The organism is Tsukamurella conjunctivitidis (genome assembly GCF_007858475.1).
Lineage (GTDB): Bacteria > Actinomycetota > Actinomycetes > Mycobacteriales > Mycobacteriaceae > Tsukamurella > Tsukamurella conjunctivitidis.
In genome coordinates this window covers 1-26,758 of the sequence record NZ_VIGX01000025.1, presented here as the reverse complement: position 1 = coordinate 26,758, position 26,758 = coordinate 1, and the positions used below count along the sequence as shown (strand labels likewise).

Annotated in this window: 34 protein-coding genes and 2 pseudogenes; 25 read left to right on the top strand and 11 right to left on the bottom strand. The window is 68.9% G+C overall.

What is annotated here, in order from left to right; translation table 11 throughout:
* The first annotated feature begins 2 nt into the window (after positions 1 to 2).
* Both rfbA and FK530_RS22660 read left to right on the top strand, forming a co-directional pair.
* Positions 3 to 878: a glucose-1-phosphate thymidylyltransferase RfbA gene (gene rfbA, locus FK530_RS22665; RefSeq protein ID WP_114515090.1), complete on the top strand. Its 876-nt coding sequence runs from the start codon at positions 3 to 5 to the stop codon at positions 876 to 878.
* Positions 879 to 880: 2 nt separating this feature from the next.
* Complete coding sequence (locus FK530_RS22660) at positions 881 to 1,462, top strand: dTDP-4-dehydrorhamnose 3,5-epimerase family protein (protein ID WP_114515089.1); 582 nt, start codon at positions 881 to 883, stop codon at positions 1,460 to 1,462.
* 43 nt (positions 1,463 to 1,505) lie between these two features.
* Here the strand turns inward: FK530_RS22660 and rfbB are convergent, their stop codons facing one another.
* Together rfbB and FK530_RS22650 are read right to left on the bottom strand one after the other, a co-directional pair.
* The gene (gene rfbB, locus FK530_RS22655; RefSeq protein WP_114515088.1) at positions 1,506 to 2,522 is read right to left on the bottom strand and encodes a dTDP-glucose 4,6-dehydratase; all 1,017 of its coding nucleotides are present in this window, start codon (positions 2,520 to 2,522) and stop codon (positions 1,506 to 1,508) included.
* A 4-nt stretch (positions 2,523 to 2,526) separates the two neighbouring features.
* A complete protein-coding gene (locus FK530_RS22650) occupies positions 2,527 to 3,153 on the bottom strand; it encodes a hypothetical protein (RefSeq protein WP_146489214.1) in 627 nt (208 codons plus the stop codon).
* Positions 3,154 to 3,191: 38 nt separating this feature from the next.
* On the opposite strand from FK530_RS22650, the gene FK530_RS22645 reads away from it, so the two are divergent.
* A complete protein-coding gene (locus tag FK530_RS22645; protein WP_231706761.1) occupies positions 3,192 to 4,277 on the top strand; it encodes a glycosyltransferase family 4 protein in 1,086 nt (361 codons plus the stop codon).
* Here FK530_RS22645 and FK530_RS22640 read toward each other — a convergent pair.
* Genes FK530_RS22640 through FK530_RS22630 form a run of 3 tightly spaced genes read right to left on the bottom strand, consistent with a single transcriptional unit; the run spans position 4,243 to position 8,680 of the window.
* A complete protein-coding gene (locus tag FK530_RS22640) occupies positions 4,243 to 5,292 on the bottom strand; it encodes a glycosyltransferase (protein WP_193560357.1) in 1,050 nt (349 codons plus the stop codon). The genes FK530_RS22645 and FK530_RS22640 overlap by 35 nt on opposite strands.
* On the bottom strand, positions 5,289 to 7,271 hold the full coding sequence (locus FK530_RS22635; RefSeq protein ID WP_114515418.1) for a glycosyltransferase: 1,983 nt from the start codon (positions 7,269 to 7,271) through the stop codon (positions 5,289 to 5,291). The genes FK530_RS22640 and FK530_RS22635 overlap by 4 nt, the downstream gene beginning before the upstream one ends.
* Positions 7,268 to 8,680, bottom strand: a complete 1,413-nt coding sequence (locus tag FK530_RS22630) for a flippase (protein WP_114515417.1) — start codon at positions 8,678 to 8,680, stop codon at positions 7,268 to 7,270. The genes FK530_RS22635 and FK530_RS22630 overlap by 4 nt, the downstream gene beginning before the upstream one ends.
* Before the next feature lie 260 nt (positions 8,681 to 8,940).
* Between FK530_RS22630 and FK530_RS22625 the strand changes: the two genes are divergently transcribed.
* Entirely contained in the window at positions 8,941 to 9,882 is a 942-nt protein-coding gene (locus FK530_RS22625; protein WP_231706760.1) for a glycosyltransferase family 4 protein, read from the top strand.
* Here the strand turns inward: FK530_RS22625 and FK530_RS22620 are convergent.
* Positions 9,842 to 11,272, bottom strand: coding sequence for a WecB/TagA/CpsF family glycosyltransferase (locus FK530_RS22620; protein ID WP_114515415.1), 1,431 nt, complete (start codon positions 11,270 to 11,272; stop codon positions 9,842 to 9,844). The two genes, FK530_RS22625 and FK530_RS22620, sit on opposite strands and share 41 nt — an antisense overlap.
* A gap of 148 nt (positions 11,273 to 11,420) precedes the next feature.
* Here FK530_RS22620 and FK530_RS22615 point away from each other — a divergent pair, with 148 nt between their 5' ends.
* From FK530_RS22615 to FK530_RS26800, 4 genes are all read left to right on the top strand, one after another.
* Positions 11,421 to 12,191 (top strand): hypothetical protein, encoded by a 771-nt coding sequence (locus FK530_RS22615; protein WP_146489213.1) that lies wholly within the window; start codon positions 11,421 to 11,423, stop codon positions 12,189 to 12,191.
* Positions 12,191 to 13,507, top strand: coding sequence for an O-antigen ligase family protein (locus tag FK530_RS22610; protein ID WP_146489212.1), 1,317 nt, complete (start codon positions 12,191 to 12,193; stop codon positions 13,505 to 13,507). Before FK530_RS22615 ends, FK530_RS22610 begins: the two co-directional genes overlap by 1 nt.
* Entirely contained in the window at positions 13,504 to 15,153 is a 1,650-nt protein-coding gene (locus FK530_RS22605) for a hypothetical protein (RefSeq protein WP_193560356.1), read from the top strand. The genes FK530_RS22610 and FK530_RS22605 overlap by 4 nt, the downstream gene beginning before the upstream one ends.
* Before the next feature lie 110 nt (positions 15,154 to 15,263).
* Positions 15,264 to 15,902, top strand: coding sequence for a hypothetical protein (locus FK530_RS26800; RefSeq protein WP_231706762.1), 639 nt, complete (start codon positions 15,264 to 15,266; stop codon positions 15,900 to 15,902).
* Between the two features lie 59 nt (positions 15,903 to 15,961).
* On the opposite strand, the pseudogene FK530_RS26795 reads toward FK530_RS26800, so the two are convergent.
* Positions 15,962 to 16,078: pseudogene (locus tag FK530_RS26795) on the bottom strand (helix-turn-helix domain-containing protein); the annotation flags it as partial.
* A 157-nt stretch (positions 16,079 to 16,235) separates the two neighbouring features.
* On the opposite strand from FK530_RS26795, the pseudogene FK530_RS22595 reads away from it, so the two are divergent.
* Positions 16,236 to 17,518 (top strand): annotated as a pseudogene (locus FK530_RS22595) (IS3 family transposase).
* A 74-nt stretch (positions 17,519 to 17,592) separates the two neighbouring features.
* On the opposite strand, the gene FK530_RS22590 reads toward FK530_RS22595, so the two are convergent.
* Entirely contained in the window at positions 17,593 to 17,844 is a 252-nt protein-coding gene (locus FK530_RS22590) for a hypothetical protein (protein WP_146489211.1), read from the bottom strand.
* Between the two features lie 115 nt (positions 17,845 to 17,959).
* Here FK530_RS22590 and FK530_RS22585 point away from each other — a divergent pair, with 115 nt between their 5' ends.
* The 3 genes from FK530_RS22585 (at position 17,960) to FK530_RS22575 (ending at position 19,897) form a co-directional block, all read left to right on the top strand.
* Positions 17,960 to 18,331: a hypothetical protein gene (locus tag FK530_RS22585; RefSeq protein WP_146489210.1), complete on the top strand. Its 372-nt coding sequence runs from the start codon at positions 17,960 to 17,962 to the stop codon at positions 18,329 to 18,331.
* A 190-nt stretch (positions 18,332 to 18,521) separates the two neighbouring features.
* Positions 18,522 to 19,235: a tyrosine-type recombinase/integrase gene (locus FK530_RS22580; RefSeq protein WP_231706759.1), complete on the top strand. Its 714-nt coding sequence runs from the start codon at positions 18,522 to 18,524 to the stop codon at positions 19,233 to 19,235.
* Positions 19,232 to 19,897 (top strand): site-specific integrase, encoded by a 666-nt coding sequence (locus tag FK530_RS22575; protein WP_146489209.1) that lies wholly within the window; start codon positions 19,232 to 19,234, stop codon positions 19,895 to 19,897. Before FK530_RS22580 ends, FK530_RS22575 begins: the two co-directional genes overlap by 4 nt.
* A gap of 287 nt (positions 19,898 to 20,184) precedes the next feature.
* On the opposite strand, the gene FK530_RS22570 is transcribed toward FK530_RS22575, so the two are convergent.
* On the bottom strand, positions 20,185 to 20,487 hold the full coding sequence (locus FK530_RS22570) for an Rrf2 family transcriptional regulator (RefSeq protein ID WP_114514750.1): 303 nt from the start codon (positions 20,485 to 20,487) through the stop codon (positions 20,185 to 20,187).
* A 91-nt stretch (positions 20,488 to 20,578) separates the two neighbouring features.
* On the opposite strand from FK530_RS22570, the gene FK530_RS22565 reads away from it, so the two are divergent.
* The 3 genes from FK530_RS22565 to FK530_RS22555 are packed head-to-tail and all read left to right on the top strand — an operon-like array spanning position 20,579 to position 21,311.
* The gene (locus tag FK530_RS22565; RefSeq protein WP_114514749.1) at positions 20,579 to 20,770 is read left to right on the top strand and encodes a hypothetical protein; all 192 of its coding nucleotides are present in this window, start codon (positions 20,579 to 20,581) and stop codon (positions 20,768 to 20,770) included.
* Positions 20,771 to 20,785: 15 nt separating this feature from the next.
* Positions 20,786 to 20,980, top strand: a complete 195-nt coding sequence (locus FK530_RS22560; protein ID WP_114514748.1) for a hypothetical protein — start codon at positions 20,786 to 20,788, stop codon at positions 20,978 to 20,980.
* Positions 20,981 to 21,002: 22 nt separating this feature from the next.
* The gene (locus FK530_RS22555) at positions 21,003 to 21,311 is read left to right on the top strand and encodes a hypothetical protein (RefSeq protein WP_114514747.1); all 309 of its coding nucleotides are present in this window, start codon (positions 21,003 to 21,005) and stop codon (positions 21,309 to 21,311) included.
* Here the strand turns inward: FK530_RS22555 and FK530_RS22550 are convergent.
* The gene (locus FK530_RS22550; protein WP_146489208.1) at positions 21,308 to 21,631 is read right to left on the bottom strand and encodes a hypothetical protein; all 324 of its coding nucleotides are present in this window, start codon (positions 21,629 to 21,631) and stop codon (positions 21,308 to 21,310) included. The genes FK530_RS22555 and FK530_RS22550 overlap by 4 nt on opposite strands.
* Before the next feature lie 20 nt (positions 21,632 to 21,651).
* Here FK530_RS22550 and FK530_RS22545 point away from each other — a divergent pair, with 20 nt between their 5' ends.
* From FK530_RS22545 to FK530_RS26920, 7 genes are all read left to right on the top strand, one after another.
* Positions 21,652 to 21,900, top strand: coding sequence for a hypothetical protein (locus tag FK530_RS22545; protein WP_146489207.1), 249 nt, complete (start codon positions 21,652 to 21,654; stop codon positions 21,898 to 21,900).
* A 19-nt stretch (positions 21,901 to 21,919) separates the two neighbouring features.
* A complete protein-coding gene (locus FK530_RS22540; RefSeq protein WP_146489206.1) occupies positions 21,920 to 22,261 on the top strand; it encodes a hypothetical protein in 342 nt (113 codons plus the stop codon).
* Positions 22,262 to 22,295: 34 nt separating this feature from the next.
* Positions 22,296 to 22,652, top strand: a complete 357-nt coding sequence (locus tag FK530_RS22535; protein WP_114514744.1) for a hypothetical protein — start codon at positions 22,296 to 22,298, stop codon at positions 22,650 to 22,652.
* Positions 22,653 to 22,694: 42 nt separating this feature from the next.
* The gene (locus FK530_RS22530) at positions 22,695 to 23,099 is read left to right on the top strand and encodes a hypothetical protein (RefSeq protein WP_146489205.1); all 405 of its coding nucleotides are present in this window, start codon (positions 22,695 to 22,697) and stop codon (positions 23,097 to 23,099) included.
* A 263-nt stretch (positions 23,100 to 23,362) separates the two neighbouring features.
* Positions 23,363 to 23,533, top strand: a complete 171-nt coding sequence (locus tag FK530_RS25985) for a hypothetical protein (protein ID WP_158645177.1) — start codon at positions 23,363 to 23,365, stop codon at positions 23,531 to 23,533.
* Between the two features lie 27 nt (positions 23,534 to 23,560).
* The gene (locus tag FK530_RS22525; RefSeq protein WP_114514742.1) at positions 23,561 to 23,758 is read left to right on the top strand and encodes a hypothetical protein; all 198 of its coding nucleotides are present in this window, start codon (positions 23,561 to 23,563) and stop codon (positions 23,756 to 23,758) included.
* A 948-nt stretch (positions 23,759 to 24,706) separates the two neighbouring features.
* Complete coding sequence (locus tag FK530_RS26920) at positions 24,707 to 24,835, top strand: hypothetical protein (RefSeq protein WP_269434178.1); 129 nt, start codon at positions 24,707 to 24,709, stop codon at positions 24,833 to 24,835.
* Positions 24,836 to 24,896: 61 nt separating this feature from the next.
* Here FK530_RS26920 and FK530_RS22520 read toward each other — a convergent pair whose 3' ends face one another.
* A complete protein-coding gene (locus FK530_RS22520) occupies positions 24,897 to 25,118 on the bottom strand; it encodes a helix-turn-helix domain-containing protein (protein WP_114514741.1) in 222 nt (73 codons plus the stop codon).
* Positions 25,119 to 25,224: 106 nt separating this feature from the next.
* On the opposite strand from FK530_RS22520, the gene FK530_RS22515 reads away from it, so the two are divergent.
* The 3 genes from FK530_RS22515 to FK530_RS22505 all read left to right on the top strand — a co-directional run bounded on the left by FK530_RS22515 (position 25,225) and on the right by FK530_RS22505 (position 26,362).
* Positions 25,225 to 25,590, top strand: a complete 366-nt coding sequence (locus FK530_RS22515; protein WP_146489204.1) for a hypothetical protein — start codon at positions 25,225 to 25,227, stop codon at positions 25,588 to 25,590.
* Positions 25,587 to 25,859, top strand: coding sequence for a PAAR domain-containing protein (locus FK530_RS22510; protein ID WP_114514739.1), 273 nt, complete (start codon positions 25,587 to 25,589; stop codon positions 25,857 to 25,859). The genes FK530_RS22515 and FK530_RS22510 overlap by 4 nt, the downstream gene beginning before the upstream one ends.
* A gap of 89 nt (positions 25,860 to 25,948) precedes the next feature.
* The gene (locus tag FK530_RS22505; RefSeq protein ID WP_146489203.1) at positions 25,949 to 26,362 is read left to right on the top strand and encodes a hypothetical protein; all 414 of its coding nucleotides are present in this window, start codon (positions 25,949 to 25,951) and stop codon (positions 26,360 to 26,362) included.
* Positions 26,363 to 26,758 lie beyond the last annotated feature (396 nt).

The window sequence follows — 26,758 nt, the reverse complement described above, 5'->3', positions numbered from 1 at the left end:
GAGTGCGCGGAATAATCCTGGCGGGCGGCACCGGATCCCGTCTGCATCCGATCACCCTGGGCGTGAGCAAGCAGCTGGTCCCGGTCTACGACAAGCCGATGATCTACTACCCGCTCTCGACGCTGATCCTCGCGGGGATCTCGGACGTGCTGGTGATCACGACACCCCACGACAGCGAGGCCTTCACCCGCCTGCTGGGCGACGGCTCCCAGTTCGGAGTGTCGATCAGCTACGCGGTGCAACCCGAACCCGACGGTCTGGCCAGCGCCTTCATCATCGGCCGCGAGCACGTGGGCGACGACTCGGCGGCACTGGTGTTGGGCGACAACATCTTCTACGGCCCCGGTCTCGGGACGCAGCTGGCGCGGTTCGGCGACCTCGACGGCGGCGCCGTCTTCGCCTACCGGGTCAGCGACCCCGAGCGGTACGGCGTCATCGAGTTCGACGAGGCCGGCACGGCGCTGTCCCTGGTGGAGAAGCCCGAGCGTCCGCGGTCGAACTACGCGGTCCCCGGCCTGTACTTCTACGACAACGACGTGCTGGACATCGCCGCCGGACTGCGCCCGTCGGCGCGCGGCGAACTGGAGATCACCGACATCAACCGCACCTACCTCGAACAGGGGCGCCTGCAGGTGCACGTGCTCCCGCGGGGAACGGCGTGGCTCGACACCGGCACCGTCGACTCCCTGCTGGACGCCGGGACCTACGTCCGCACGATCGAGCAACGCCAGGGACTGCGCATCGGCGTCCCGGAGGAGGTCGCGTGGCGCCGCGGTTTCCTCACCGACGACGAATTGCGTGCGCGCGCCGAGCCGCTCGTGAAATCGGGATACGGTGCGTACCTGTTGAGCCTTCTGGAGAGCGAGCGGAACCGATGACGATGAAGGCACGGCAGTTGTCCGTCCCGGGGGCGTGGGAGTTCACGCCGCAGCAGTTCGGCGACGACCGGGGGCGCTTCCTGGAGTGGTTCAAGGCGTCGGAGTTCGAGGCCGTGGTCGGCGCGCCGCTGACGCTCCTGCAGGCGAACTGCTCGGTGTCGGCCGCCGGGGTGCTGCGCGGCATCCACTACACCGATGACCCGCCCGGCCAGGCGAAGTACGTGACGTGCGTGCGCGGCGCGTTCCTCGACGTGGTGGTGGACCTGCGGCCCGGCTCGCCCACGTTCGGGCATTGGGATCACGTCCTGCTCGACGATGTGGACCGGCGCGTCGTGCACCTGCCGGCGGGGCTGGGGCACGCCATCCTGTCGCTGGAGGACCAGTCGACGGTGATGTACCTGTGTTCGCTCGAGTACAGCCCGGAGCTCGATCACGACCTCGACGCCCTCGACCCGGAGCTCGGCATCGCCTGGCCATCCACCGGGCGCGACGGTGCGCCGCTCGAGTACGTGCGCTCCGGGAAGGACGCCGCGGCGCCCACGCTGCGGGCGGCGTTCGGGACCGGGCCGGCCCCGGCGCACTGACCTCCCGTTCCCGGACGGCCCGGAGCGGCAGCGGGTTCCGGCGTCAGCCCTGCGGCGTCCGGACGGCCTCGCCGCTCGCGCGGTAGCCCGTTTCGGTCGCTCCCTTGAACGGCCGCCACCACGCCTCGTTGGCCCGGTACCAGGCGACGGTCTCGGCGAGCCCCTCGCCGAAGTCGCGGTAGCGCGGCTCCCAGCCCAGCTCCTCGCGGAGGCGCGTGGAGTCGATCGCGTACCGCAGGTCGTGGCCGGGGCGGTCGGTGACGAAATCGAAATCGTCGGGGGTGCGCCCGAACTCGCGCAGGATCGTCTCGACGACGGTGCGGTTGTCCACCTCGCCGTCGGCCCCGATCAGGTAGGTCTCGCCGATCGTGCCCCGGTCCACGACCGCCCAGACGGCGCGGTTGTGGTCGTCGACGTGGATCCAGTCCCGCACGTTGCGGCCGGCCCCGTAGAGGCGCGGGCGCACGCCGTCGATGAGGTTCGTGATCTGCCGGGGGATGAACTTCTCGACGTGCTGGTAGGGACCGTAGTTGTTGGAGCAGTTCGAGATCGTGGCGGCGACGCCGAACGACCGCACCCAGGCCCGGACCAGCAGGTCGCTCGACGCCTTGGTGGACGAGTAGGGGCTCGAGGGGTTGTACGGCGTGGACTCGGTGAACCGTTCCGGATCGTCGAGCTCGAGGTCGCCGTAGACCTCGTCGGTGGACACGTGGTGGTACCGCACGCCGTGCTTGCGCACGGCCTCCAGCAGGGTGAACGTGCCCACGACGTTGGTCTGCACGAACGGCCGGGGCTGCTCCAGCGAGTTGTCGTTGTGCGATTCGGCGGCGAAGTGCACGACCAGATCGCACGCGGCGACGAGGCGGTCGACCAGCTCCTCGTCGCAGATGTCGCCGTGCACGAAATCGATCCGGTCCGCGACGCTCGCGAGCGATGACCGGTTGCCCGCGTAGGTGAGCGCATCGAGCACGGTGATCCGGACGCCGGGGCACTCGGCCAGGGACTGGTGGACGAAGTTCGCGCCGATGAAGCCGGCGCCGCCGGTGACCAGTACTCGCACGATCTCAACGATAGCGAATCGGAGGCGTATCCGGGTGGACGTCGGCGGGCTCCGGGGCGAACAGCGTGAACATGTGCCAACCGGGATCGGCAGCGTCGTCGCGCCGAACCGGCGGGCGCGCCCGCGGCCCGCCGACGGGAGGGGGCGTCCACCCCTCGTCGACGAAGCCCCCGGCCAGGAGCTCGGCGCAGGCGGGCGCGGAGGCGTGAAGGGGCAGGGACACCCGTCGCAGGTCCTCGTGCGCGGCCAGGAGACCTGCCGCGAGCGCGGTGACGGCGGAACCGTTCCGGACCGACGGCGCGGCCGTCACCGTCAGCTCCGCGGTCGCCGTGCCGGTGTCGATCCTGCAGAGCAGGACGTCCTGCGCGTGCGCCGGCCCGGGAAGGGCGTAGGCGCTGAGCGTCCCGTCGAGCAGCGACCTCCGGGTCGTGAACCGGCCGAACCCGGCGGCTTGCGCCGCGGTGCGCACCTCGGCGGAGGGGAGCGCGACGGCGCCCGCGACGGACGGCACGGTGGGGGACCGGCGGAACGCGCGGAGTTCGCGCGCCGTCCGCCGTGCGCGCCGGACCGCGATGCGCCCCCGGGCCCCGGTGAGGACGGCCCAGTCGGCGCGGGGCCGGTTCGCAATCATGTGACGGAAGTGTAATCGATATTGGTTACTCTGTACCGGTGACCGCACCGCATCGTGTCCTCGTGATCGGCCCCGCGCCCCCCGGTTCCCGCAGTCGTGGTGGCATGGCCACCGTGATCGGACACATGCGTGACCACCCGGATACGCGGCTGCGGATCCGGGTCGTGCCCACGTACGTCGACGCCGGCACCGTTGAGCGTCTTCGGGTGGGTTTGACGGGCATGGCGACCGCGGTGTGGCTGGTGCTCGCGGGTCGGGTCGACGTGCTGCACGTGCATCTGTCGCACGGCGGCAGCGTGATCCGGAAGTCTCCCGCGTTGTGGGCCGCGCGACTGCGCGGGGTGCCGGCGGTGATCCACGGCCACAGCTTCGACTTCGGGGGCTGGATGGGGCGGCTGCCCGCGCCCGTCCGCCGGCTGGTCCGGGTGGCGCTGCCCGCGGATCGTTGGCTCGTGCTCGGTGCCGGTCTCGCCGCCGAGTACCGCGCCGCGCTCGGGTTGCCGGAGGGCGTCGTCGAGGTGCTGTACAACCCCGTCGTCCTCCCGGACGCCGTGTCCGGCGCGGACGACCGCCCAGGGGACGTGGTCGAGGTGGTGGCGCTGGGCCGCCTGGGACACCGCAAGGGGAGTTACGACCTGGTCCGGGCCGTCGCCGGGTTGCCGGCCGATGTGGCCGGCCGGGTGCACCTGACGCTGGCGGGCGACGGCGAGGTGGACGAGGTCCGGGCGGCGGTGCGCACCGCGGGGCTGGACGGTGCGGTGACGGTGCGCGACTGGGTGGACGCCGCCGAGCGCGATCGGTTGTTGGCCCGTGCCGATGTCTTCACGCTGCCCAGCTACGACGAGGGGCTGCCGATGGCCCTGCTCGAGGCGATGGGGGCGGGGCTGGTGCCGATCAGCACGCCGATCGGCGGCATCCCGGAGGCGATCACCGACGGGGTCGACGGCCTGCTCGTCGAGCCGGGGGACGCGCCGGCCATCGCGGCCGCGCTCACGGGGCTGGTCCACGACCGGGCCCGCGCGGCGGAGCTGGCCGAGGCGGCGCGCCGCCGGTCCGAGGACTTCGCCGTCTCCCGCTGGTACGACCGGCTCAGCGAGCTGTGGATCGGCCTCGCGCGTCGATGACGCCGCGCAGCAGCGCGTCCAGCCGGCCCGCAGACACGTCGACGGCGTAGTTCGCGAGGTAGTGCTCGCGCGCGGCCGCGCCGCGCCGCGCCGCGGCCGCGGGGTCGGCGAGGTCGTCGAGCGCCCGCGCGAGCCCGGCCACGTCGTCGGCGGGGATGCCGGGCTCGCCCATCGGCTGGAACTCGGGTAGCGCACCCTCGAGCGAGACGATCGGCGTGACGCCCAGCTGCATCGCGAGCACCTGGACGCCGCTCTGCGTGGCACGCCGGTAGTGGGCGATCGACCCCTTGGCGGCGGACATCGGGCCGAGCACGTCGGCGTAGGAGTACGGGCCCCGCTCCCAGCGCACGTGCGGCGCGAGGTCCGCGGGCCCGTCCCCGTCGCCGATCAGGACCAGCTCGTCACCGCGCCAGCCCGGCCCCGAGACGTGCCGGTCCCACGCCGCCAGCGTCACATCGAGGTTCTTGTAGGTGTTGAGCCGCCCGACGGCCACGAAGTCCCGCCTGTCCTCCGCGGGCACGAGCGCGGGGACGCGGGCCGGGTCGAGGTCGCTGGTGAGCGGTACGTGCGCGTCCGCGCCGATCGCGTCGGCGACGTACTCGCTGAACGCGAGTGTCGCCGCGGCCGATCGGCCCCACCGGCCGAACAGTGCGCGTTCCCAGCCGGGCAGGTGCTCGTCGGCGCCGTGCGGGCGGTCGTCGTGCACGAGCCGCACCCGCGGGGCGCGCCCGGCGAGGGCGATCCAGCGGGGATCGCGGACGAGCTCGGTGACCACGACATCGGCCGCGAACCCCCGGGCCCGGCGCAGGGCGGTCGCGTACTGCGGCCAGGTCGACGGGGTCTTCGGCCGCGGGTCCAGCACCCATTCGTACGGGCGGGGGCGGGCCCCGTCCGACTCGGGATGCTGATCGGAGGTCACCAGAACGACCTCCCAGCCCCGCTCCCGCAGGCCCTCGCAGTACACCCGCGCCAACGGCCGCATCCACGGCGACAACCACAGGAGCCGGCCGGTCATTCGGCGATCCCGTCGAAGGCGCGCTCGTACGCGTCGGCCATCGCCTCGATCGTGTACCGCTCCCGCATCCGCGCGAAGCCGTGTTCGCCCATCTCCCGCCAGGTCTCCGGGCGGGGGAGGAGGTCGTCGAGCGCGGCCGTCCACCCCGCGACGGAGATGTCGTCCACCAGGGCGCCGGCCCGCCCACCGTCGAGCATGTCGGGAACCGCGCACACCGACGACGCCACCACGGGCACCCTGCGGGCCATCGCCTCGAGGATCACCAGGGGGAACGCCTCGGACCGGCTGGGCACGCACAACAGGTCGCAATCGGCGAGCGCGTGATCCGGTCCCGGCGACCAGCCGCGCCAGTGCACGCGGTCCCGGAGGTCGTCGGGGGTGAGTGCCTCCAGGCGCTCCCGGTCGGGGCCGTCGCCGTAGATCGACAGGTCCCAATCCCGGTGCCGGAGCCCGTGGAGTGCCTCGACCAGCAGGTGCGGGTTCTTGTGTTCGACGATGCGGGACAGCATCACGAGGCGGGGTCGCGGCGCGACCGCCGGGCGGTCCGGGACGTCGTCCAGCGTGGCCGCACCGGCGACGCCGTTCGGGGCGGTGAACACCCGCCGGCCGAGATCCTGGAACGCCGTCGCCTCGGCCCAGTGCCGCGGGGACAGCGCGATGAATCCGTCCGCGCGGCGGATCGCCGCGGCGAGGCCCGCGGAGTACGTCGGCCCGTCGGGCTCGGGCGGGATGTGCGCGGCGACCAGCCAGCGCCGGTCCCTGCCCGCCGCCCGCCACAATGAGGCGTAGCCGGTCTCGGTGTTGGTGTCGCCGCTGATCAGCACGGCCGGCCCGGGTGGGAGGTCGGGGGCGGGCGCCCACCAGGGCTGGCGCACGACGCGGATCGAGTGCGGGATCTCGCCGATCAACGGGCCGAACCGTTGCATGCAGACGATGGTGACCGGGTAGCCGCGGCGCTGCAGCTCGGTGGCGAGCAAGACGTGCTGACGCTCGGCTCCGCCGAAGACCAGGCGGTTGGTGGTGATCACGACGGCCGGACGGCCGGGAGTGCCGGCCGCGACGGTGCGGGCGGCCCGCTTGGAACGCTGGACGCGGTCGAGTGCGGCCAGCCCGGCGAGGAACGCGCCGGCGGCGCGAGGCCCCGACGCGTGCTCGATGTTCAGGGCTACGTTCGCCCGCAGCAGATCGGCGGAGCGCCGGCTCGCCACGGAATCGCCCCGGACGGTGCCGTGCCCCGAGTGGTCGACGCCCCGGTCGGCGGTGAGCGCCACGCACCAGCCGGCTGCCCGGGCCCGCTCCTGCCAATCCGATTCCTCCCCGTACAGGAAGAACTCCTCGTCGAAGGGGCCGACGGCGGTCCAGGCGTCGCGGGAGACCGCGAGGCAGGCGCCCGTCAGATAGCCGTCGATGTGATCCGGGCTGGACCCGTACAGGTCGGAGAACGGGGTGCCGCGGAGCCGTTCCGCGTAACCCGCGTGCGAGACCAGCGCGCGGATGACGCCGCGCCGACGGTGCGCAACGTCCCACGGACGGCGCCGCCCACCGGCGTCGTGCGGATCGTGGACCCCGGGCGCGGCCGCGGCGATGCCCGGGCGACGCAGTGCCTCCCGGGTGCGCGACAGGTCGTCCAGCAGCACGGCGTCGGGGTTGAGCAGCAGGATGTCGTGCTCCGGCACTTCGGTGGCCAGCCGGTTCACGCCGGCGGCGAAGCCCAGGTTGGCGCCGTTCGACAGCCAGCGCACCTCGTCGAACTCGCTCGCCACGTCGGCGATGCCGGGGTAGTCCGGTCCGGAGTTGTCCCACACCAGCACCGGATGGTCGGGGAGGTGGCGGCGCACCGAGTCCAGGCAGGACCGCAGGTCGTCCGCATTCCGGTAGGCCACCACGAGGACCGCCAGCTCGCGGGCGGTCGGTACCGCCGGCGGCGGGGACGCGACGGGCCCGCCCGGTAGGTACGCGCGGTCCAGTTCTGCGCTCACGATGCGTTCCCTTCTGTGCCCGGCTCGCCTGCGGGAGCGGGGTCGCGTTGTGTCAACATGGCTTTCACGGACTTCAGGTGGACCGGTCCGACGATCAGGTTGGCCGCGAGGTACACGGTGGCCGCGGCCGCTCCGGTGACGAGCACGGGGAGGTCGGACAGCACGAGGCAGGTCGCCGAGGACGCCGCGAGGGGGACGCAGAGGTGCAGGCCGAACCGCCACGGCGTGCGGTACGGGCTGCGGCGGGTCAGCCGCCAGCCGGCCACGACGAGGCCGATCAGCTCGCTCACCGCGAGCGAGATCCCGGCGCCCGCGGCACCGTAGTGCGGAATCAGCACCAGGTTGAGCACGATGTTGCCGAGAAGGTTCAGGACGTTCAGGCGCAGCAGGAACACCTGATCGTGTGCGGCGAACAGCGCCTGGCTGAGGGCCGCGGTGAGGAAGGTGACGGCGACCGCGACGAACAGCAGGCCGAGGGTGAGCCCGCCGGCCGCCACGAACTCCGCCGAGCCGAGTAGGCGGATGAGGCCGGGGGAGAGGATCATTCCCACGACCGCGAGGGGTGCGCCGATGAACAGCAGCGCCTCGACGCTGCGCTCCGCGAACCGCGCGAAAGCCTGCTTGTCGGTGGCGAACAGGTTCGTCATGGTCGACAGGGCGGACGTGAGGTACACCGCGGAGATCACGGTGGCGTTGAAGGCGATCGTGTACGCCAGGCCGTAGGCACCCACCTGGTCGGCCGTGCTCAGCAGGCTGAGCAGGAAACCGTCCGCGCGCCAGTACAACGCGGCCACGATGAGGACTCCGGTCTGCGGCAGGCTCTCGCGAACGAGGTGCCAGCTCTCCTTCGCCGAGAAGATCGGTCGCACCCCGACCAACCGGTGCGCGACGATCCCCTGCACCAGCAGCGCCACCGCGGGCGGGATCAGTTGCACCGCGGCGAACCACACGAGGTCGGCACGAATCGCGATCAGGACGACGGTGCCCACCAGCGACAGCACGCGCCCGAGCACGTCCGAGGCCGCGATCGCACCGAACCGCACGTCGGTGAGGAAGACCGGCTGGAAGCACGAGCTCAGCGTGGTGAGCAGCAGTGTGCCACCCACGATGGCGATCATCCACACGACCTGCGGGTCGTCGCCGTACACGGCCCAGCCGGTGAGGCAGGTCAGAAGAGTCAGCGGCACGCAGTACACGAGCGAGAGCCCCGCGTTCACCCGGACGAGGTGAGTCAAGTCCCCCACGCCGGAGGTCACCCGCCGCACGATCACCGCACCGATGCCCAGCTCGGTGAGGCTGGTCCAGAGCCCGACGAAGACGATCGCGGTCGTCAGATGGCCGTACGACACCGGGCCGAGATGGCGGGTGGTGACCGCGACCGTGACGATCGACGCGAGCAGGCCCACCATCCGTGCGCCGACCTGGAGCCCGAACGCGCGAGCGATCCGACCCGACGATGCGCGACCACGAAGTGTCGCGTTCGACGGACCGTTACCATCGTTAACGGGCGCCGTGAGGTCGATCACGGCCGGTTCGAGAGGATGCACGAGTGCTGGTGACGGTGCCGTTGGCGGGTGGTCTGTCGGCGTCGGACTGGGCACGGCGGCATGCCGCCGGGGAGGTTCCGGATCGGTCACCGTACGGCCTCCACCGGCTGACGGATCGCGGAGTGGACGTGCGGTTCGCGTCCGCCGGCTTCGGTCCGGGCCGGTCCGGCCGCGCCGCCGCGCGTCTCGCGCGCGCCGTGCGGCACCGGACCGACGGCTACGAGATCGTCGAGGCCGCGGCCGATCACTTCCGTGGTCGCGGCGCCGACGCGGTGCTGGCGTACGACGAGCGGACCGGTGTTCCCGCGCTGCTGGACGGTGGTGCGCCGGTCGCGGCCGGTATCGGCTGGCTCACGACGCGGGCCGCAGCCGGCCGGGTGCACGGCGCTCTCGCGGCCCGGACGCTGCCCCGCGCGGCCGCGGTCTGGGCCCAGTGCTCGGCCGTTCTCCCGCTCATGGACTCCGACTGGGGCGTGGCCCGATCGCGGCTGCATTTCATACCTCTCGGAATCGACACGGACTTCTACACGGAGCAGCCGCTCCCCGCCGAACCCGGCCTGGTGATGAGCGCGGGCGAGGACCGGTTCCGCGACCACGGGCTGCTGATCCGAGCCGTGAGCGCCGTCCGGGACCGGCGTCCGGAGGTACGTCTCGAACTCGCGTCCGGCCTGCCCTTCCAGGCGCCCGAGGGCCTGGTCACGCTGCACACGGAGCGTTTGAACGGACGCATCCGGGACGTGTACCGCCGGGCATCGGTCGCCGCGGTGGCGCTGCACCCGACGGTCACCGGGTCGGGCCTGACTGTCGTGCTCGAGGCGATGGCCAGCGGCAGGCCGGTCGTGGTGACCGCGAACCCCGGCGTAGCGGATTACGTGGACCACGGGGAAACCGGCCTCCTGGTGCTGGCAGGCGACGTCGACGCGTTCGCCGGGGCCACCGAGGAACTGCTCGCCGACGACGACCGCCGGATCGAGATGGGGCGGCTGGCGGCAGCGCGAGTCCGGGAGCGGTTCACGACGGAGGTCATGGCCGATCACCTGGCTCGAATGCTGCGGGCGATGTGATCTCCCCGATCGTGGCGGCGCGGAGCCGCGCCAGCGCCGGAGGGCCCTGGATCAGGTAGCGGCGGGCCAGGCGCCGAGGCTCCTGCTGCAGCCGGTAGAGCCATTCGAGGCCACTCCGCTGCCACCGCTCGGGGGCACGCTCGACGGTCCCGGCCACGAAGTCGGCGGCCGCGCCGAAGGGCAGGAGGACTGCCGCGCTGGAGCGTGTCCCCCAATCGTCGATCCACTGCTCCTGACGGGGTTTGCCGAGGCCGACCACGAGCACCGTCGGCGCTGCCGACCGGATCTCGTCCGCGATGCGCGCCCCGGAGACCGGGTCGTCGAGCTCGGCACGCTCTGGGGACCAGTACCCCGCGACCGAGAGGCCCGGATGGTCCCGGTGCAGGGCGTCGCGCAGCAGTCCGTGCGCGTGGGCGGTGCCGCCGAGGAAGCCGATCGGCCACCCGCGGGCCTCGCACAATGCGATCACATCGGGCAGCAGGTCGGCACCGGTGACCCGCGGCCAATCGGTGCCGGCGAGGTGGGCCCCCCGCCGGGCGATGGGGGCACCGTCGGCGACGACCACCCAGTCGACGTCGCGGCCCAGGCGGTGCCGGCCCGGCCGGAAGTGATGCAGATGGTCGAGGTTCGCGGAGCACAGCGCGAGCGGGGCGCCGCTCGGTTCGGCGGCGCGGCGCTCCACCAGGTCGATGACCTCGGTATGGGTCATCCTCACGACGACTGTGTCGTCGATCCGCATGACGGGCGTGGTCTTCATCTTTGCGAGCCTCCGGATTCGGGCACGGTTGTCGGGGGTGTTGTCCATGACCCAGAGGTCGTGATCGGTCGGCTCGCCGGCGTACATGCGGAACCGTCGCCGAGTCGCACGGTGTTCGAACCGCAGGACTTCGAGCGCTCGGTGCACCGATCTGTTGCCGCGCGCCGTCGGGGCGACGATCCGGTCCAATGCGAACGGCGGGTCGAAGGTCCGGGAGATCACCTGCGCCACCGCCCACGGAACGACCTCGGGGGCGGTGCGGACCGCCCACGCGTACAGTTCGCCGGTTCCGGTGCGCGGGTCGACGGCGCCCACGCCGATCTCGCCCACCAAGCGGGGACCGTCGGCGCCGTGCTCGAGGAGCACGAACGGCAGTGCCTCGCGCCGCCGCGCCGCGCTCCGGACGGACGTGACCCACTCCACCCACGCGGACGGTGAGTGGAGGTCGGGCCAGTCCGCGTCCGGGGACCCGAAGGCGGCTGCAAGCCGTGCCTTTTCGTCGATCCGCGTCCTCCGCCAGTGCGGGTAGTCCCGGATCCGGGGACGCCGCACGGAGTACTCGGTGGAACCAGCGCGCAGGGTCGCCTCGCGGGCGCCTCTGAAGGCCGCGGGGCGGCCTCGGATCCAGGACATTGCATCATAGTAAAGTGCGTGTCGGCTGCGTCACTGTGCGACCCGAACCGGGTCGCGTCTCCGGGCGCGACGGTCCCGGACGAGCGCCGGCCGGACCCGTGCGGGGTGTCGATCCCGGCCCGCTCCGACCGAGAAGATAGAGGGAAGTATGAGTGTCGCAGGATTCGTTCGGACGATTCTCGCGCGCCGGCTGGCGGTGCTGGCCGTGCTGGTCGTCACCGTCGCCGCGGGTGTGTTCGGGTGGTCGTCCACCTCGACGCACTACGTGACGAATTCGGCCGTCGTCGTCATCCCGCCGGGGGCGGGCAACCGGGACGCCGGATTGAATCCGTTCGTCAACGTCGCCAGTACCGCGCAGCTGGCGTACGTTCTCGCGACCGCCGCCGAGCGCGACGAGGCTCGCGATGCGGTCGCCAAGGCGGGCGCGTCGCCCGACTATCAGCTGTCCACCGTGGCGGGGGACGCGGCCAACTACGCCCAGTTGTCGCCGCAGGTCACGTTCTCGGTGTCGGCTCCGGACCCGGAGGCGGCGCGGCGCGGGGCGACGGCGTTGATCGATTTCATGCGCGACCGGCTGCAGCGGATGCAGCGCGAGGCCGGCGTGGTGGACGGGACGTTCGCCGATCTCCGGGTGCCCGTGGAGCCGACGGACGGGGCCGCGGTGAGCGGAAGCGCGCTGCGGGCCGCGGTCGGATACGCGTCCGGCGGGCTGCTGGGGACCGTCCTCGTCCTGCTGCTGGTGGGTGCCGCAGCCGACGTGCTGCGCGGACGCCGGAACGGTGAGCCGGACGCCGACTCTGCCGTAGACACTGACGCTGCCGTTCCCGCCGACGCAGTAGTCGCCGACGACGCGGCCGACACCGACGACGATCCTCCCGCCGACGCGGAGGGCTCGGCCCGGTCGCAGCCAGTGGCGTGATGCGGCTTCAGGACCCGGTGGCCGCCGGGTCGGCACTGACCTCCCGGCTGGAGCGCTTCGGGCCTCCGGGCGCGCTGTTCGTGGGCACCGCCGGATTCTTCCTGCTCTCGATGCGGCAGGCGATCACCGTCCCCGCGACCTTCGGGATGAGCCTCGCGCAGACCCTGTTCGCGGCCGGCGCCCTGGTGTGGCTCGGCGCGTGGCTCACCGGCAACGCGCGCCCGGTCTCCGATCGGGCCGTCGTGGTCGCGGTCTCGGGCTACGTGTTCGCGTCGTTCCTCTCGTACGGGGCCGCCACCGCCCGCGGTGTGCCGGGCGTGGCGCTCATGCCGATGGACCGGTACGTGGTGGTCGACCTGTGCCTCGTCGGCGTGGTGCTCCTGCTACTGGCGGTGCTCCGCTCGGAACACGGTGTACGGATCGTGCTGGCGGGACTCGTTCTCGGCGGCACGCTGAGCGCGCTCTTCGCGCTCGTACGGTTCGGCACGGGCATCGACGTCGCCCCGGATTTCCGGATCCCCGGGCTGACCAAGGCCAACGACTTCGTCATCGTCCAGAACGCCACCCGGGAGGGACTCGACCGCCCGCAGGGCAGCGCCGGGCACCCGTTGGAGCTGAGCGCGATCCTGACGGTCCTCATTCCCCTCGCCGCGGCACTGTGCCTCAACGCGCGCGCCCGGGGCGCATCGGCGCTGCCCTGGGCGGTGTGCTTGGTGATCCTCGTCGTGGGCGACCTGGTCACCGTCTCGCGATCCGCCGTCGTCGGGACCATCGCCGCTGTCGTGGTGATGTGCTGGCGCTGGCCGATCCGGCGGCTCGCCGGTCTGGTGGTGGGATGTGCGGTCGTCGCTCTCGTGGGCATAGCGGCCCAGATCAACGTCGTCTCCGCGTTGGTCCAGACCTTCGCGGGGTCCGGTACCGACTCGTCGATCAAGTCCCGGCAGGTGGGGATCGAGTACGTGACCGCGCACGTGCAGGAGCACCTATGGGTCGGCCAGGGTGTCGGCGCGTATCCGGCGCTCCGGCAACCGGTCCTGGACAACCAGTACCTGTCGCGACTGATGGAGGCCGGGGTGGTCGGATTCGTGGCCTTCTGCGTCGCGCTGGCGGTGGCACTCGTGCTGGCCGTCCGCGCTTCCGCCGCCGCGGACGGGCCCACCGCCGAACTCGGCTCCGGCGTCAGCGGCGCATTGGCGGCACTCGCGGTGATCGCCCTGATCCTCGACACGTCCGGCTTCCTCCAGGTCTGGTACCTCACGTGGATCCTGGTAGCGCTCGCGGGTGTGTTGTTCCGGTTGTCCCGGGCCGCGCCGTGACCCGCTCGGTCCGGGCCCGGGTGCTCGCGGTCGTCGTGGTCGTAGCGGTCATGGTCACGGGATTGGCGGGCTGCGCCGAATCCCCCGCTTCGCGGCCCGCCTCGCCGACCATCGGCGTGATCCCGTTCTCCGAACCCGATCTCGTCAATCCGCTCCGGGGGCAGTACCAGAACCTGATGGAACCGCTGTTCCCGCAGGGGTCCGACCTCAACCGCGGGCTTCCGGCGTGGCCCGGCGCTTCGGACGTCAGCGCACGGATCCCGTGGAAGTCGCTGCAACCGAAGGATCCGCGGCGGCTGCCGCCCGGGGCGCCGGACTCGCGCCGCTACGACTTCTCCGCCCTCGACCGGGCGATCGCCGACGCGGCCGCGCAGGGCAAGCGCTTCGGGTTCCGGGTGACGGCGTTCGACTCGTGCTGCGATGTCACGCAGCGGGGCGGCACGGTGTCGTCCGTGCCCGACTGGCTCCGCGGGATACCGGACGCCACTGAGACCTATGTCGTGGACGGCGTCCGATACGTCGTGCCGCAGTGGAACAGCGCCGAGTACCTGGATCGGTTCACCGATCTGGTTGCGGCACTCGGCCGTCGGTACGACCGTGACGAGCGGCTGGCGATCTACGAGATGTCGGGGTACGGGGACTTCAGTGAGAACCACGTCGCATTCGTCCGCGACGACGCGCGCACCCCGGGGCCCTCGCCCGAGGAGAGCCGGGCGCGCCTCGGGTACTACAGCCAGTACCGCGACCAGTACATCACCTCGGGTTCCGCCGCGCGGCTCGTGGACGCGACGTTGCGCGCGTTCCGCTCGACGCGCGTGGTGTCCGCGATGGGCAACCCGGAGATCGCGCGCCTGCTGCTCAGGGACAGCGCTGCACTGGCGGGTGTCCGGCACCCCGTGGGCGTGCGGAGCGACTCGCTGGGCACGTATCCGGTCATCCCGACGTGGGCGGAGAACCAGTGGTCGCAGTACGTCGTCGAGCGCGATCCGATCGTGGCGCTGCTGAGCCGGCGATACCGGACTGCGCCGGTGCTCACCGAGTGGCCGCCGCAGATGCTGACCGGAGGCACAGTCCTCGACTACTACCGGCGGGCGGTGTCGCAGGTCGTCGACGGACACGTCTCGATGACGTCGAGTACCGGTTTCCCGGCGCAGAGCCGGCCCGAGCGGATGACCTCGGAACAGTACGACCTGTGGTCGCGCGCGACGAAGTACGCGGGATACCGGTACGCCGTCACCGCCGCCGGGCTAGCGCCCGCGTCCGACCGCGATCCTGCCACGCTGACCATCCGCTGGGCGAACTTCGGTTCGGCCCCGACGTACGACCGGTGGACGACCACGTACGAGTTCGTCGATGGCGAAGGTCGATCAGTCGCCTCCGTGCCAGCGGGTGTCGACCTCTCTACCCTATTCGCGAGCCCGACGGTTCCCTACGAGGACACTGCGGCCAGCCCGCCTGTAGCGGAGACAACCGATACCGTCGCGGTGCCGCTACTCCCCGGCGCATATGTTCTGTGGGTAAAAGTGGCGTGGAGCGAGCATAAGCTGGACGCTACCCACAGGATGGAACTGCCCCCTATGAATCTCGCACTGCGCGGTCGGGACTGCGATGGCGCATATCCAGTGGGGAAGATCGATGTCCGTTGAGCGATGGCTGCTGCTGCTTCTTCTAGCTCTTGCCGTGCGAGAGCAGCTTCGCCAGTAGCCCGGCAGATGCAGAGGTGATACCCCTTGGAAAGCTATCCGAAAGATAAATTATGAACAAGGCACCCAATGGAGACAAATTCGAGAGCAATCGATCTAATACTGGTGAATTCGACCATGACATCCTTCTCAAAGTGTCTTCTCGAGCATCGCGATTTGAGCGAGAGGAGTTTCCATCTATAAGATGGTTTTCCGCTTCCTTAATTCGCGAAAAGTTTGATTATAGAACTTTTAACACGCTAGACGCGATAACGCTGATTGAGTGCGAACTGGCCATCATTTCCTTTCGGCGCGGACCTAATGAAAGCCTTCTTGAAGCTGCAGCAAATGACAGAAAGTTATCCACCATCGCAAGCGAGTTAATAGAAACGAGGAACTCTAGGCCGATGTCGCGACTTCATTCTGAAGCCGACATTCTAATAGTTGTCGATAACATGGATTCATCCTCTTCGCAGGGAATCTACGAGACAGAGCTCCTGCGTGAAGTGGCTGATTATTTTAGCATCGTCCCTGGTGCCTCCATTCTTGCGGTTTGCGTACCGATGGACTACGAAATTGGGTTGAATTACTCGTTTAAGGCACTGCTTGACAAACGACGAGTAGAAGATCTTCTCGCAAGCCTTGGCATGCAGCGCCTGAAACGGATTGATGCCTGGTATATTCGCACCGAGGCCCTGCGTAGGAACCCTTGAATCAGTCGGCTACGGCAAGTGCATCCCCGGCGGTCCGTACGCCGACCGTGGCGACCCATCCGGTGCGCTTGGAACGGTCGATAGGTTCCGTCTGGCGCGTGATTGCGCCGCAGCTCTCTGCTGATGGTCGACGCGGACCTGTTCAGCTGGTTCGCGATCTCCCGCAACGTGTGACCGCGACGACGAGACGAAGGTCCGCGATGGCTGTCGGGACTGCTGCACCGATAAGGGCCAGCGCAACGTCCTCGACCGGCAGCGATGGAGCACCCGCGAGAGGTAAACCGTTCTGACTTCTCTGCCGCTCCTTTGTGAGTGATTGAGAGGATGGCTTCTATGCCACGCAAGGTTGACCCAAGAACTTCGGAGTCGGGCTGTTCGCCTGGTGACCGAGCACCGCAGTGAGTACTCTTCGGCGACCGCGGTGCGGGTGCAGGTCGCAGAATCGTTGGGGGTCTCGCCGGAGTCGGTTCGTCGGTGGGTTTCCCAGCATGAGATCGGCCGCGCCGTCGGGGTCAGCACCGCCGAACGTGAGGAGATGCGCCGGTTGCGGGCGGAGAACCGTCGCCTTCGGGAGGTCAACGACGTGCTCAAGTCTGCGGCGATTTTCTTCGCGGGGGAACTCGACCCCCGAAACCGCTGATCGTGGCGTTCATCTACCAGATGCGGGCATCTGGTCACGCCGTCGAGTCGATCCACCAGGCCCTGCACGTAGCAGGCTTGCAGGTCGCGGCGCGAACACTACGAGCCTGGTGCGCGCGCAGCCAGGAGATTTCCGAGCGGGGCGTCTCGGATGCGATCGTGGAGGACACTATCCGGCAGCTCGCTTTCACAACCACGCCGGAGGGGACTAAACAGCTTGCGCCAGAAGGTCTGTATGGGCGGCGGAAGATGCTCGCTGCCGCCCGCCGCAGGCTCCCTGGTGCTGGGTTCGGTGCGGTAGATCGGGCGATGCGATCCCTGGGCCTGTCCGGGGTGGTCCGTGGGAAGGCGCATCGGACGACGATCCCGGATTCGCGGGCCTTGCGTGCTGCTGACCTGCTTAACCGGGATTTCACCGCGCCGGCGCCGGACCGGGTATGGGTCTCGGACTTTACGTATGTGCGCACCCACACCACCTTCACCTACGTCGCGTTCGTCGTGGACTGCTTCTCGCAGCGGATCGTCGGCTGGAACACTCCACCCGCCGCGATGTCGAGCTCGTCGACGTCCCCGTCCGGATGGCCCTGTGGCAACGCGAGCGAGCCGGGCACAGAGTCGCAAAGAACCAGCTCATCGCCCACTCGGACGCGGGATCGCAGTACACGTCGATCCGCTTCACCGAGCACCTGCACCTCGAAGGAATCCGCCCATCGATCGGCTCTGTCGGCGATGCATATGACAACGCTCTGATGGAGACCGTCAACGGGATCTACAAGACCGAATGCGTCCGCACGGACGTCTTCCACAACGGTCCTTACCGAACCAGTGAGGACGTTGAATTCGCCACCGCCACTTGGGTTCATTGGTACAACACCCGACGGCTGCACGGCAGCCTCGGCATGCTCACCCCAGACGAATACGAAACCGCCCACTACGCTGACCAACAAGACGTGTGCGAGCTACCCGCCCACACGTAAACCACGGCAGGAAAGCCGGGACGGTTCACCCACAGCTACCGACTCGCCCACACCGAAGCAGCAACCTCCACAGGCTAGGCGCGGCGCTCGTCCTTAACCACCGACAGATGCCGGCGCAAGGTCCGGCTATGGTGAGTGACATAAACCACGGTCCACCGCGTCGTCAGATTCGGCAACGGCTCCTCATCCTGCAGCTTCACCCGCACCGATAACTGATCACCAAGCTGATCATCACGCGCGATCACGAACTCGGCATACACCCGCACCGACTCGCGATCCCAACCAGTCGGCGCAACAACGCGCCGCACCCTCGGCCGCCCATCCACACCCAGAACACTAAACCTCGTTCGCCGGTGGGGCCGAACGAAACCGCCCTACCGGGGCCAGATCAACTTGACATAGCCACTCACACTTCCGGCGAGAGATGCGGCGAGGAGGCCCTTGCTGCCGAAGACGACGGCACCGGGTGCGGAACAGGCGCCGTCGCCAGGCGGCGTAGAGGTGGGGGTGCTCGACGGCACCGACGACGTGGGGTTCTTCGTCGGGCTCAAGGATGGGTCCGTAGATCCGGGTGCTGGCCTGGAGACGTTCGGGATGCTGGAGCAGCTCGGGTCCGATCTGTCGTTGGTCTCGTCGATCGCGGAGCTGCATACGCTGGTGGAGGAGCCGCTGCAGGCGTCTTTGGAGAGGCTGCGCGGGTGGCCCGGGGCGACGGCAGTGCAGCGGCAGCTCGAGCGAGGGAACGGCGTCGCTGAGCGCGAAGGTCGGCGTGATCAACTTCGACGGCGTGGTGCAGTCGGCGCAGCACGATGACGACGCGGAGTGATCGGAGCCGCTCCCCCCCCCTCTGGGCCGATGAGTGCTGTTAGGCCCGCATCGTCTCGACGGTGCTGCCGTGCTGGTCGGCGTAGGCCTGGCCAACACGCCGGCGCCGGCGTGAGAAGTTGGTTGCCCGGTTTGCCCCTCGATCGCGATAATGAGCGGGATCAGAGAGGTTGGCGATATGCAGATCCCCGTGACGGACCTCGGTTCGTGGCCGAACTACTCTGCGTGCGACGCGAATGCCGGTCACGGGCACATCTATCGCCGTCCGGACGGTGTCGTGGTGCGATGCGGTGGGGCGCGGTACTGCGTGGCGTGCACCGCCGACGAGCTCGAGTCGGCGTCGGCGTGGTGCGGTGCGGTGGCAGCCGGCGAGGGCTGGGCTGAGGGGCCCGGGCGGCACCCCACGCCGCGCGCCGAGGATCCCCGACGGTGCCCGGTGTGCGCCGCGGTCCGCTGGGCCGAGGTCGCTTCCGCGAGCGACCGCTACGGCCGCCGCGTCGTCATCCGGCTGCTCACCGAGGCTGCCCCACTCGAGGCTGGCCACGTCGGCACGAACTCCTACCAGCGCGCCGTCCGCTGGGTCGCAGCGCGCCGCCCGTTCTTCCGGTCCACCGCCCGCAACGGCCTACTCTCCGACGCTGCCCTGTCGGAGTCGTCGGTGCACGCGATCGTGCGGCGCCGGGCGCTGCGCGCCGGCATCGATCCCGCAGTGATCGCACGACTCGGCGCGCACAGTCTCCGGACCGGTCACGTCACGCAGACCCTGCGCAACGGCGCCAGCTTCGAGGAGGTCATGGCCCAGACCGGGCACAACACCGTCAGCACGGTCCTGCGCTACCGCCGCGAAAACGCGCCCCTCGTCGCCAATTCCGTCACGAAACTAGGCCTATGACCATCCCCGCCGCAGGCGACCTCGATGCCCGCGATCGCGCCACCTGGACCCTCTGGGCGGACTGGTGCGCGGCCGTCGACGAGCACCCGGTGCCCGCGACCCCCGCCGTGCTGGCCCGGTTCATCGCCGCCAACCCCGCGGCGCCTCGCACGCAGCGCCGCCGGGTCGCGGTCCTCAACGGCGCGCACCGCCGCGCCGGCCACCGCCCGCCCGGCATCGCCGAGGCGGTGCGCGAGGCGATCGACGCCACCCGCGCGGCGCGCCGGCGCCACCTCACCGACCTTGCGGTCGACGTCGCGACCCACCTGCCCGACGGCTGGCCCGCCGCGCTGTTCGCCCGCCGCGACACGCTACTCCTCGTGCTCGCCACAAGCGGGATCCGCCCGACCGCGCTGTCCCGGCTCACCGCCGGCGCGATCTACGTCGACGACGAGACCGACGAGCTCCACATCACCACCACCGCCGACGGCGGCGAAGAGTACACCACCGCGCCTGACCTACCCGCGGCCGGACTCTCGCCAGCCGCCGTGCTCGAGGAGTGGCTGCACCTACGCGCACTACAGCACCACGTCGTCGATGACGTGCTCGACGAGGTCGATGCCCGAGCGAGCAAGCTCCTCGAGGTGCTCCTCCAGCTGCTCGACGACGCAACCGCACCCTGACGGGAACCAAACGCCGAGCTGGCGCGTCCAATTCATGTGACCGATGAACTGTACGAACGTGCCCTCGACGCCCTTCTCGCCGCAGAAGCTGGCCGATTCGCACCCGAAGTCGCGGAGAGACCAGACCTCGACGCCTGGATCATCGCCGCGATCCGCGCATCCACGCCCCCGTTGAGCCAGACACCCTGAACCGCTAAAGAACTCACTGATCTGGCAGGTGCGGGAGTCTGGATTCATTGTCTGCACTTCGATTCCATCAAGAGATGCACTTTCCAGACACCAGACCCCTACGTATTGGCGTCGGCGATGAGGGCGTTGACCCGGGCGGTGATGCTCTCAAGTGCCTTAGCGATCTCGCGCAGCTCGTCTTGAGCGCCGGCCGCCGGCACGGGGGCGTCGGTCCGCCAGTACCCGCCCTTGGGGCCGCGCTCGCTTCGGACGAGACCCTGTTCGATGAGGCGTTTCATCACCGCAATCGCTCCGCCGGTGGACAGGCCAGTGGCCTCGCAGATGCTATCGACCGAGCCCACCCTCTGCCCAGGCGAGGTCTGGGAAAGGATCTGTCGCACAATCAATTCCCCTTCGTCCATCCGTGCCACGATGCACCACCAGCCTATTGCTACAAATGATTGTCAATGATTCGAGAATAGGCTACCATGGAGGCATACCGAAGGAGAGACGATGGCTGACGACGAACAGGCCGAGCGCCGGCGTCCACGGGGCGCTGCAAAGCTCGCGGATCTGACCTTGATCGTGCGGGTCCCCGGCCGTCCGGCCGACGTCCGTGTATTCACCGACGCTGAGGGCCCCGACGCCGAGCGCTACGCCGCGGAGCACGGGGCCACCGTCGAACCGCTCGGCACTGTTCAGTAACCGAAGGAGACCACGATGAGCGACGAGCACGACACCACCTACGGCGGCTGCTGCGAGCACCACGATTCGACGGCTGCGGAGCCGCGTCGAGAGGGGCGAGTGGCGCGGATTCAGACGCCGCCGTCCCGACGCTGGGAGCCGAAGATGCCGGACATGACGAAGCTGCTGGGCGAGACGGTGGCCGAGTACCGAGATCATCCCCCGGCCTAGTCCACGAATCGAAGGAATAGCCATGGAGAACCCCGTGACGTTGATCGGAACACTAATCACGGTCGTCGTGTTGCTTGCTGACTTCTGGTTCGCATTCTTCGTGACGCAGCGGAGTATCCGCCCACCCGAGGAGCGCCATGGCCAGATGGTGAGCGCGGCGGCTTTCTACCCGGCCATGACGGTCTTCGGGGTTGGGTTCGCCGTGTGGGTACAACCCACGCCCCTTACCCCCATCGCAGCCGTGGCCTTCTACGGCGCCCACGCGGTCGTTGCGGTCGGGGTCTTCTTGACCGTGACCTTTCGGCGCCGGCGGAACGGCGCCAGCCTCTAGTCCAGAAACCGAAGCGCCGCGAGAAAGAACACGAGGACGACGATGGCATCCAACAACAACCCCCACGGTGTCGAGCCCGGGCAGGTGTGGGCCGACAACGACAGGCGGATGGCCGGCCGGAAGGTGCGGGTCCTCGAGCTCGACGAGACCCACGCGGTGTGTGCGGATACCTCGCGGGTGGGAAGCGCGTGCGGATCCGGCTCGACCGGTTCAAAGCCGACCAGCACTGGCTGGCGGCAGGTGTCCTGGGCACCGTGGCCGTATTCGAGCGGGCGACCACCGGCGATCTCCAGTGATGGAATCCGCTCCCAACCATCCACAAATCGAAGATCGGAACACCATGCAGCAGCGCAATTCACAGACCTTCGAGGGACACATCCCCAACAGGGAGCTTCGCGACCTAGTCAACCGCGCAATCGATGAAGGCCGAGCAGACGATCTCGACGTGGTTGTGCGAGCACGATATGCGTACCAATGGGGCGGCGGAAACGCGCTACACCTTGAGCTGGCGCAGGAGGTTGAACGACTCCGCACCATGCTCGCAGCGCACGACCTGCTCACCGACGGCACCAAAGAAACGTCCGGATAGCGAACAGAGGAGGAGCGCTGTGACGAACGTGGAACGGCTGCCGAGTGCAGACGACGCGCTGCGGGCACTGCATCGCGACCTCGAGCGGCTGGCTGCCCAGGCGTCGACCTCCTACCTCATGTCCCAGCCGCTGAGGATCGAAGATCACGGGGAGTGGAAGCGCGCAGTCTGGTACGAGTCTGAGGAGCTGTCGATCATCACAGAAGACGGCACGGTCGCCTTCGCTGCTGGGCGCCGATTCGACCACTACCCGGACGAGTGCCACATCACCCGTGCCACTGCTCGGCGGATCGCGCAGGCGCTACTCTCCGCGAGCGCGTACGTCGCGGACCATCCGCCGACCGACGGCGGACCGAACTGATCTACGTCTGAGAACCGAAGGGAGATGGCAGAAAATGTCTGAGGCTGAGCCGTTCTGGCCGGACAGCGCGAGAGCGCCCGTCGACAACGAGTCGTGGAAGTGGGCGGACAACGGCGCCTTCGAGGTGATCGAACGCGGCGTCGCCTCTCGCATCATCGAAGCGATAGAGCCGGTCGACTCGGACGGCGACGGGTTCATGCTGGGAAATCTCCGCGCGGCGCTCGCGGCCGCGGCCGACTATCCAGACGACGCGTACGTCCGGGTCGTGCGTCCGAAGCTCTACGAGCTCGACGACGGGCGTGATGAGCATTGGTTCGACGGAATCGTGATCGAGCACATGCTCGGCACCCGTCGAGCCGAGCTGATGAAGCTGCACCCGGAAGACGTCTGAAAACCGAACTGAAACCGAACCGGCCCGACGAGGAGGAACGCCATGACCGAGTATCCACACGCGGCGCTCCGGCTCGTCGCGCAGCAGCACCAGCGCAAGCAGACCTACGGCAACGGTACGGTTGCGTGCCGATGCGGCTGGGTCCGAAAGATCCGGCGCAAGGGCGACGGCATCGACCAGTTCATCGACCATCAGGCGACTGCGACCGCGGAGGCTCTGAACGAGCGAGCCGAACGCATGGAATCCGACCTGCTCGCAGAGACCATGCGCGAGGTCTTGGTCACCAAGGAGTGGTGCTACAACTCGGCCGTTCGGCGTACCGATGACGCCGGCGAGTACATCGAAGAGGACCCCGACCCGTACTTCGTCGGCTATCAAGGCCCGATCGACCTCCGTGAGCTCGCAGACGCGATCCGCGCCGCCATCACCCGGGAGCTGGCCTCATGAGAGAGGTGAGCGCGGAGTCGAGGGCGAAGATGGGCCAGTACGAGAAGTGCGCGGGCAGCCGAATGCGCGCTGAGGCGGAGTGTCTTGACCGCAGGTACCTCGGGTACGCGCACCCTCGGGGGACCTGTCCCGTCTGCGGAAGGGGGATCGCGCTCGTCGGTGACGGGACGGTCCGAAATCACACGGCCGCATCGACAGGGGCAAAAGTGCCTAGGCGCAACCAGGCAGCCCAGTAGTCCATCAATCGAAGGAGAGGTGAGCGGATGAGCGCATCGCAAGGTTCCGCCCTGGTCATCATCGCTGTGTTCATTGCGGTCCAGGTGATCACCGTTGCGCGTGTTGGGGCGGGGCGGGTCACGAGCATCAAGGCGCTGGCCGTGTGGGCAGGCTCGGCGATCACGGCCACAGGTGGCGTGTTCGCGACATTGGCATAGTCCAGGAAACCGAACGAGGAGGTAGCGATGGCTGACGACGAACGCGCCGAGCGCCGGCGTCCACGAAGTGCCGCGAAGCTCGCGGATCTGACCATGATCGTGCGGGTCCCGGGCCGTCCGGCCGACGTCCGTACGTTCACCGACGCTGAGGCCGACGAGGCTCAGCGCTACGCCGCGGCGCACGGGGCCGTCGTCGAAGCGCTCGGCGGACACCCACGTTCCTGAACTTCTACAACCACGACCGGCCGCACGCCGACCTCGGTCACCGGCCGCCCGTGAGCCGCGTGCCGTGGAAGGACTACCGCCTCACGGCGAGCGGGATCGTGGTTCCGGACCTGCCAGCATGCCCTCAGCAGCTTTCGTTCGACGACCTCACCGCGTGATCGGCCGTGTCACCAACCTCACGAGGCAGCACAGCTAGCATCGAAGGTGCAGGCCGAGAGCTCTGGCGATCGGTCGTCATGGCGGAGTAGTGACCGCCCTACCGAAAGGACAGCGCAATGAGTGGACAGAAACCAGAGCAACAGGGCGACCCGATAGCAGCGGAACTGGGGAACCCGAAGATCGCGGACAACGTCTCGCATTACGACGTAGACGTAGCGGCGGCACTTTCCGCCTCGGATCCCAAGAGGGCGGTCAAGTATCTTCGCACCGTAGCCAGCGTCAACCGACCATCTGTTGTCGCAAGAGCTTTCGGGAAGCTGCCCAACAAGACTCACCGCGCGAAGTCTGGTGCGGTTGAAGCAGGGGCGCGCCTGCCGATGGGGGGACGCCCGTACAGCAGCAGCCGTGAGCAGGCTTCCCGGCAGAATGGAATGGGGCGGTGAGGATACTTCAGTCCCAGTGGCAGGGTCGCCCTATCCGCGACTCGTCAGCACCTCTCCCGAGCTGCGAAAACGGCTAGCATCGAAGGTGTGGACCGTGAGGTCCGCGACCAGTAGGCGTGGGCGGAGTAGTGACCGCCCACCAAGAAGAAGGACAGCGCATATGAACACTCAGATCTCGCGTGGGCATGCCCGCGCAACGATTCTCCTCGCCGCGGCGGCTGCCGCCGTTGGCATCAGCGCCATCGGACCCGCTGGCGCCGCCAACGCCGGACCCACACCGACGCAGTCATGCCCTGCTTCGGGGCTGGTCTTCGTCTGTGGCAAGTACGTTTCCGAGGCTGACTGCTTGCGTGACCTCAACGCCCGAGGTGGATGGATCGCGGAGCCGCACCGGAAGCTGGCGTGCTGGGCGCCGAGCAAGGGCATCCCGGACTGGGAGCTGGTGGCCCCGATCGACGTGATCTCGTTCGACTGACCGCGGGCCCCAGATTTCCAGGGGCTGCGGGGGCAAACGTCGCAACCCCCTGGAAGGGGCCTCAGTCGGGCAGAATCCGGCTCGCTGGTACGCCGTAGTGATCCGCGAGACGGTACAACGCCCCCACCGTGATGTTCTCGCCGCCGTTCTCCACCCGACTGATGTAGGTGCGGTGCAGGCCAACGCTTTCCGCGGCGCGACTTTGAGTCTCATCGACGCCTTCGCGTGCCGCGCGGAGGCGCTCTCCGAGCTCCTTGAGTCGGGCTGCTTGATCCTCCGTCACATGTAGACCATACCGCACACTCGATGTAGACTAAAGAGCACAGTACCGATTGTGTCGAGCCTGGGCACCAAGGGTCGAGTAGTCCGGAAGCCGAAGGGAGTACAGCATGATCCGACCATTCATGCCGACGCTGGTGCTCAGCATTGCTGGGGCGGTCGTTGCCTGCGTTGTATCTGCAACCGGTACGGCGGACCTCTGGCCGCACCTGCTGATCGCCGCGCTCTACATGGGTGCGATGGTCGCGGCGACGCGCCCCCTGTGGCCCTCGTACCGACGTGCGGAGCAGATCCGGAGCAACAGACTTCCGATGAATGACACCGGCCCGAATCACGCCGAGGAGGACCCTGAGCTGGCGCGCCTCGACGCAGCAATGGCCTCGCTCCAGCTCACCATCGAGCGGAACGATCGGCTCGCACGCGGAACGTACACCCCTGCCGACCTGCTCATCCTTCGAGGGAGGATGGACCCATGAGCAAAACTGCCGCAGAGCTTCACGACGAGGTCGTGGATCTGCTCGATGCCCTGCAGGGAACCCGACGTCGGCTCAGCGAGATCAAGCATGAGTTCGCGCGCCTCGATCCAGATGAGCTCGACGTCGACGAGATCGGAGACACCACGACTGCAGGGGTGACCGTGCAGGCAGCCAGCGCCGGCCTGGGCGACGTCGACCGCGCCGTCGCTCTCGCGCAGGATGCGGTCTACGCGGCCATGCGCCACACGAGCAGACTGCGCAACGTCTGATGCGGAAAAGCCAGTACGACAAGGCGTCTTCCTGGCCGCTGGTGCGGACTGTGGCCACACTCAATGCTGCAGGGTTCGATGCTGGCGAGGTGAACGTCGACGTCGTCCGTCTCACCGCCCGTCGCTTGGACGGGCTAAGGATGCCTTACGCGATCCTTGACCGCGGGACCGCCGACACGAAGGTGTTGGTCGGGGTCCTGGTCGACGTGTTCTCGCGTTCACCCCACGTGATAGACCCCGTCCTCGTGTGCGGCGGTGGCGTCGCCGGGGCGTTTGCCGAGGCGGATCTGGCCGCCGTGCTGTCCGAGGCGCCATCACCCGCAGCGCGACGAAACGAGCATGCCGGCCTGGCCAAGTTCCTCCTTGCCGGACTTCTCACCTCGCGCCCTGCTGGTTGGTCAGGTACCGAAACCATAGAGACCACGGAGGGTCTCGTCAGCGGTTGGTGCGGCCTTGCGCAGCGGTTCGCGGAACAGACCGAGAACGAGGGAGTCACAACGTGAGGACGAACCATCAGGCGGAAGCTGTGCAGGTAGCCCGCACCAAACTCTACGAGAGCCTGATTGGGGCGGGGGCCTGCCTCGCAGCGGCGCTGGTTCTGGTCTTCGTCTTCGAAGCCACCCCGTTTCTGATAGGCAAGATCGCCCTCGGGATGCTCATAGTTGGGATCGCCGGAGCTGTCGGTAGTGCCGCACTCGCGCTGAACCGGCTACGGACGCTGTCGCACGGAGGCAGAGGTCAGTGATCGGTCGAGAACGCCAGGCGGGCAGCGCATGGCTATGTCAAGTTGATCTGGCCCCGGTAGGGCGGTTTCATTCGGCCCCACCTGAGTGGGGCCCTGAGCCGCTAGAGTCCGGGGTGTGGATGGGCGGCCGCGGGTGCGCAGTGTGGTTGCGCCG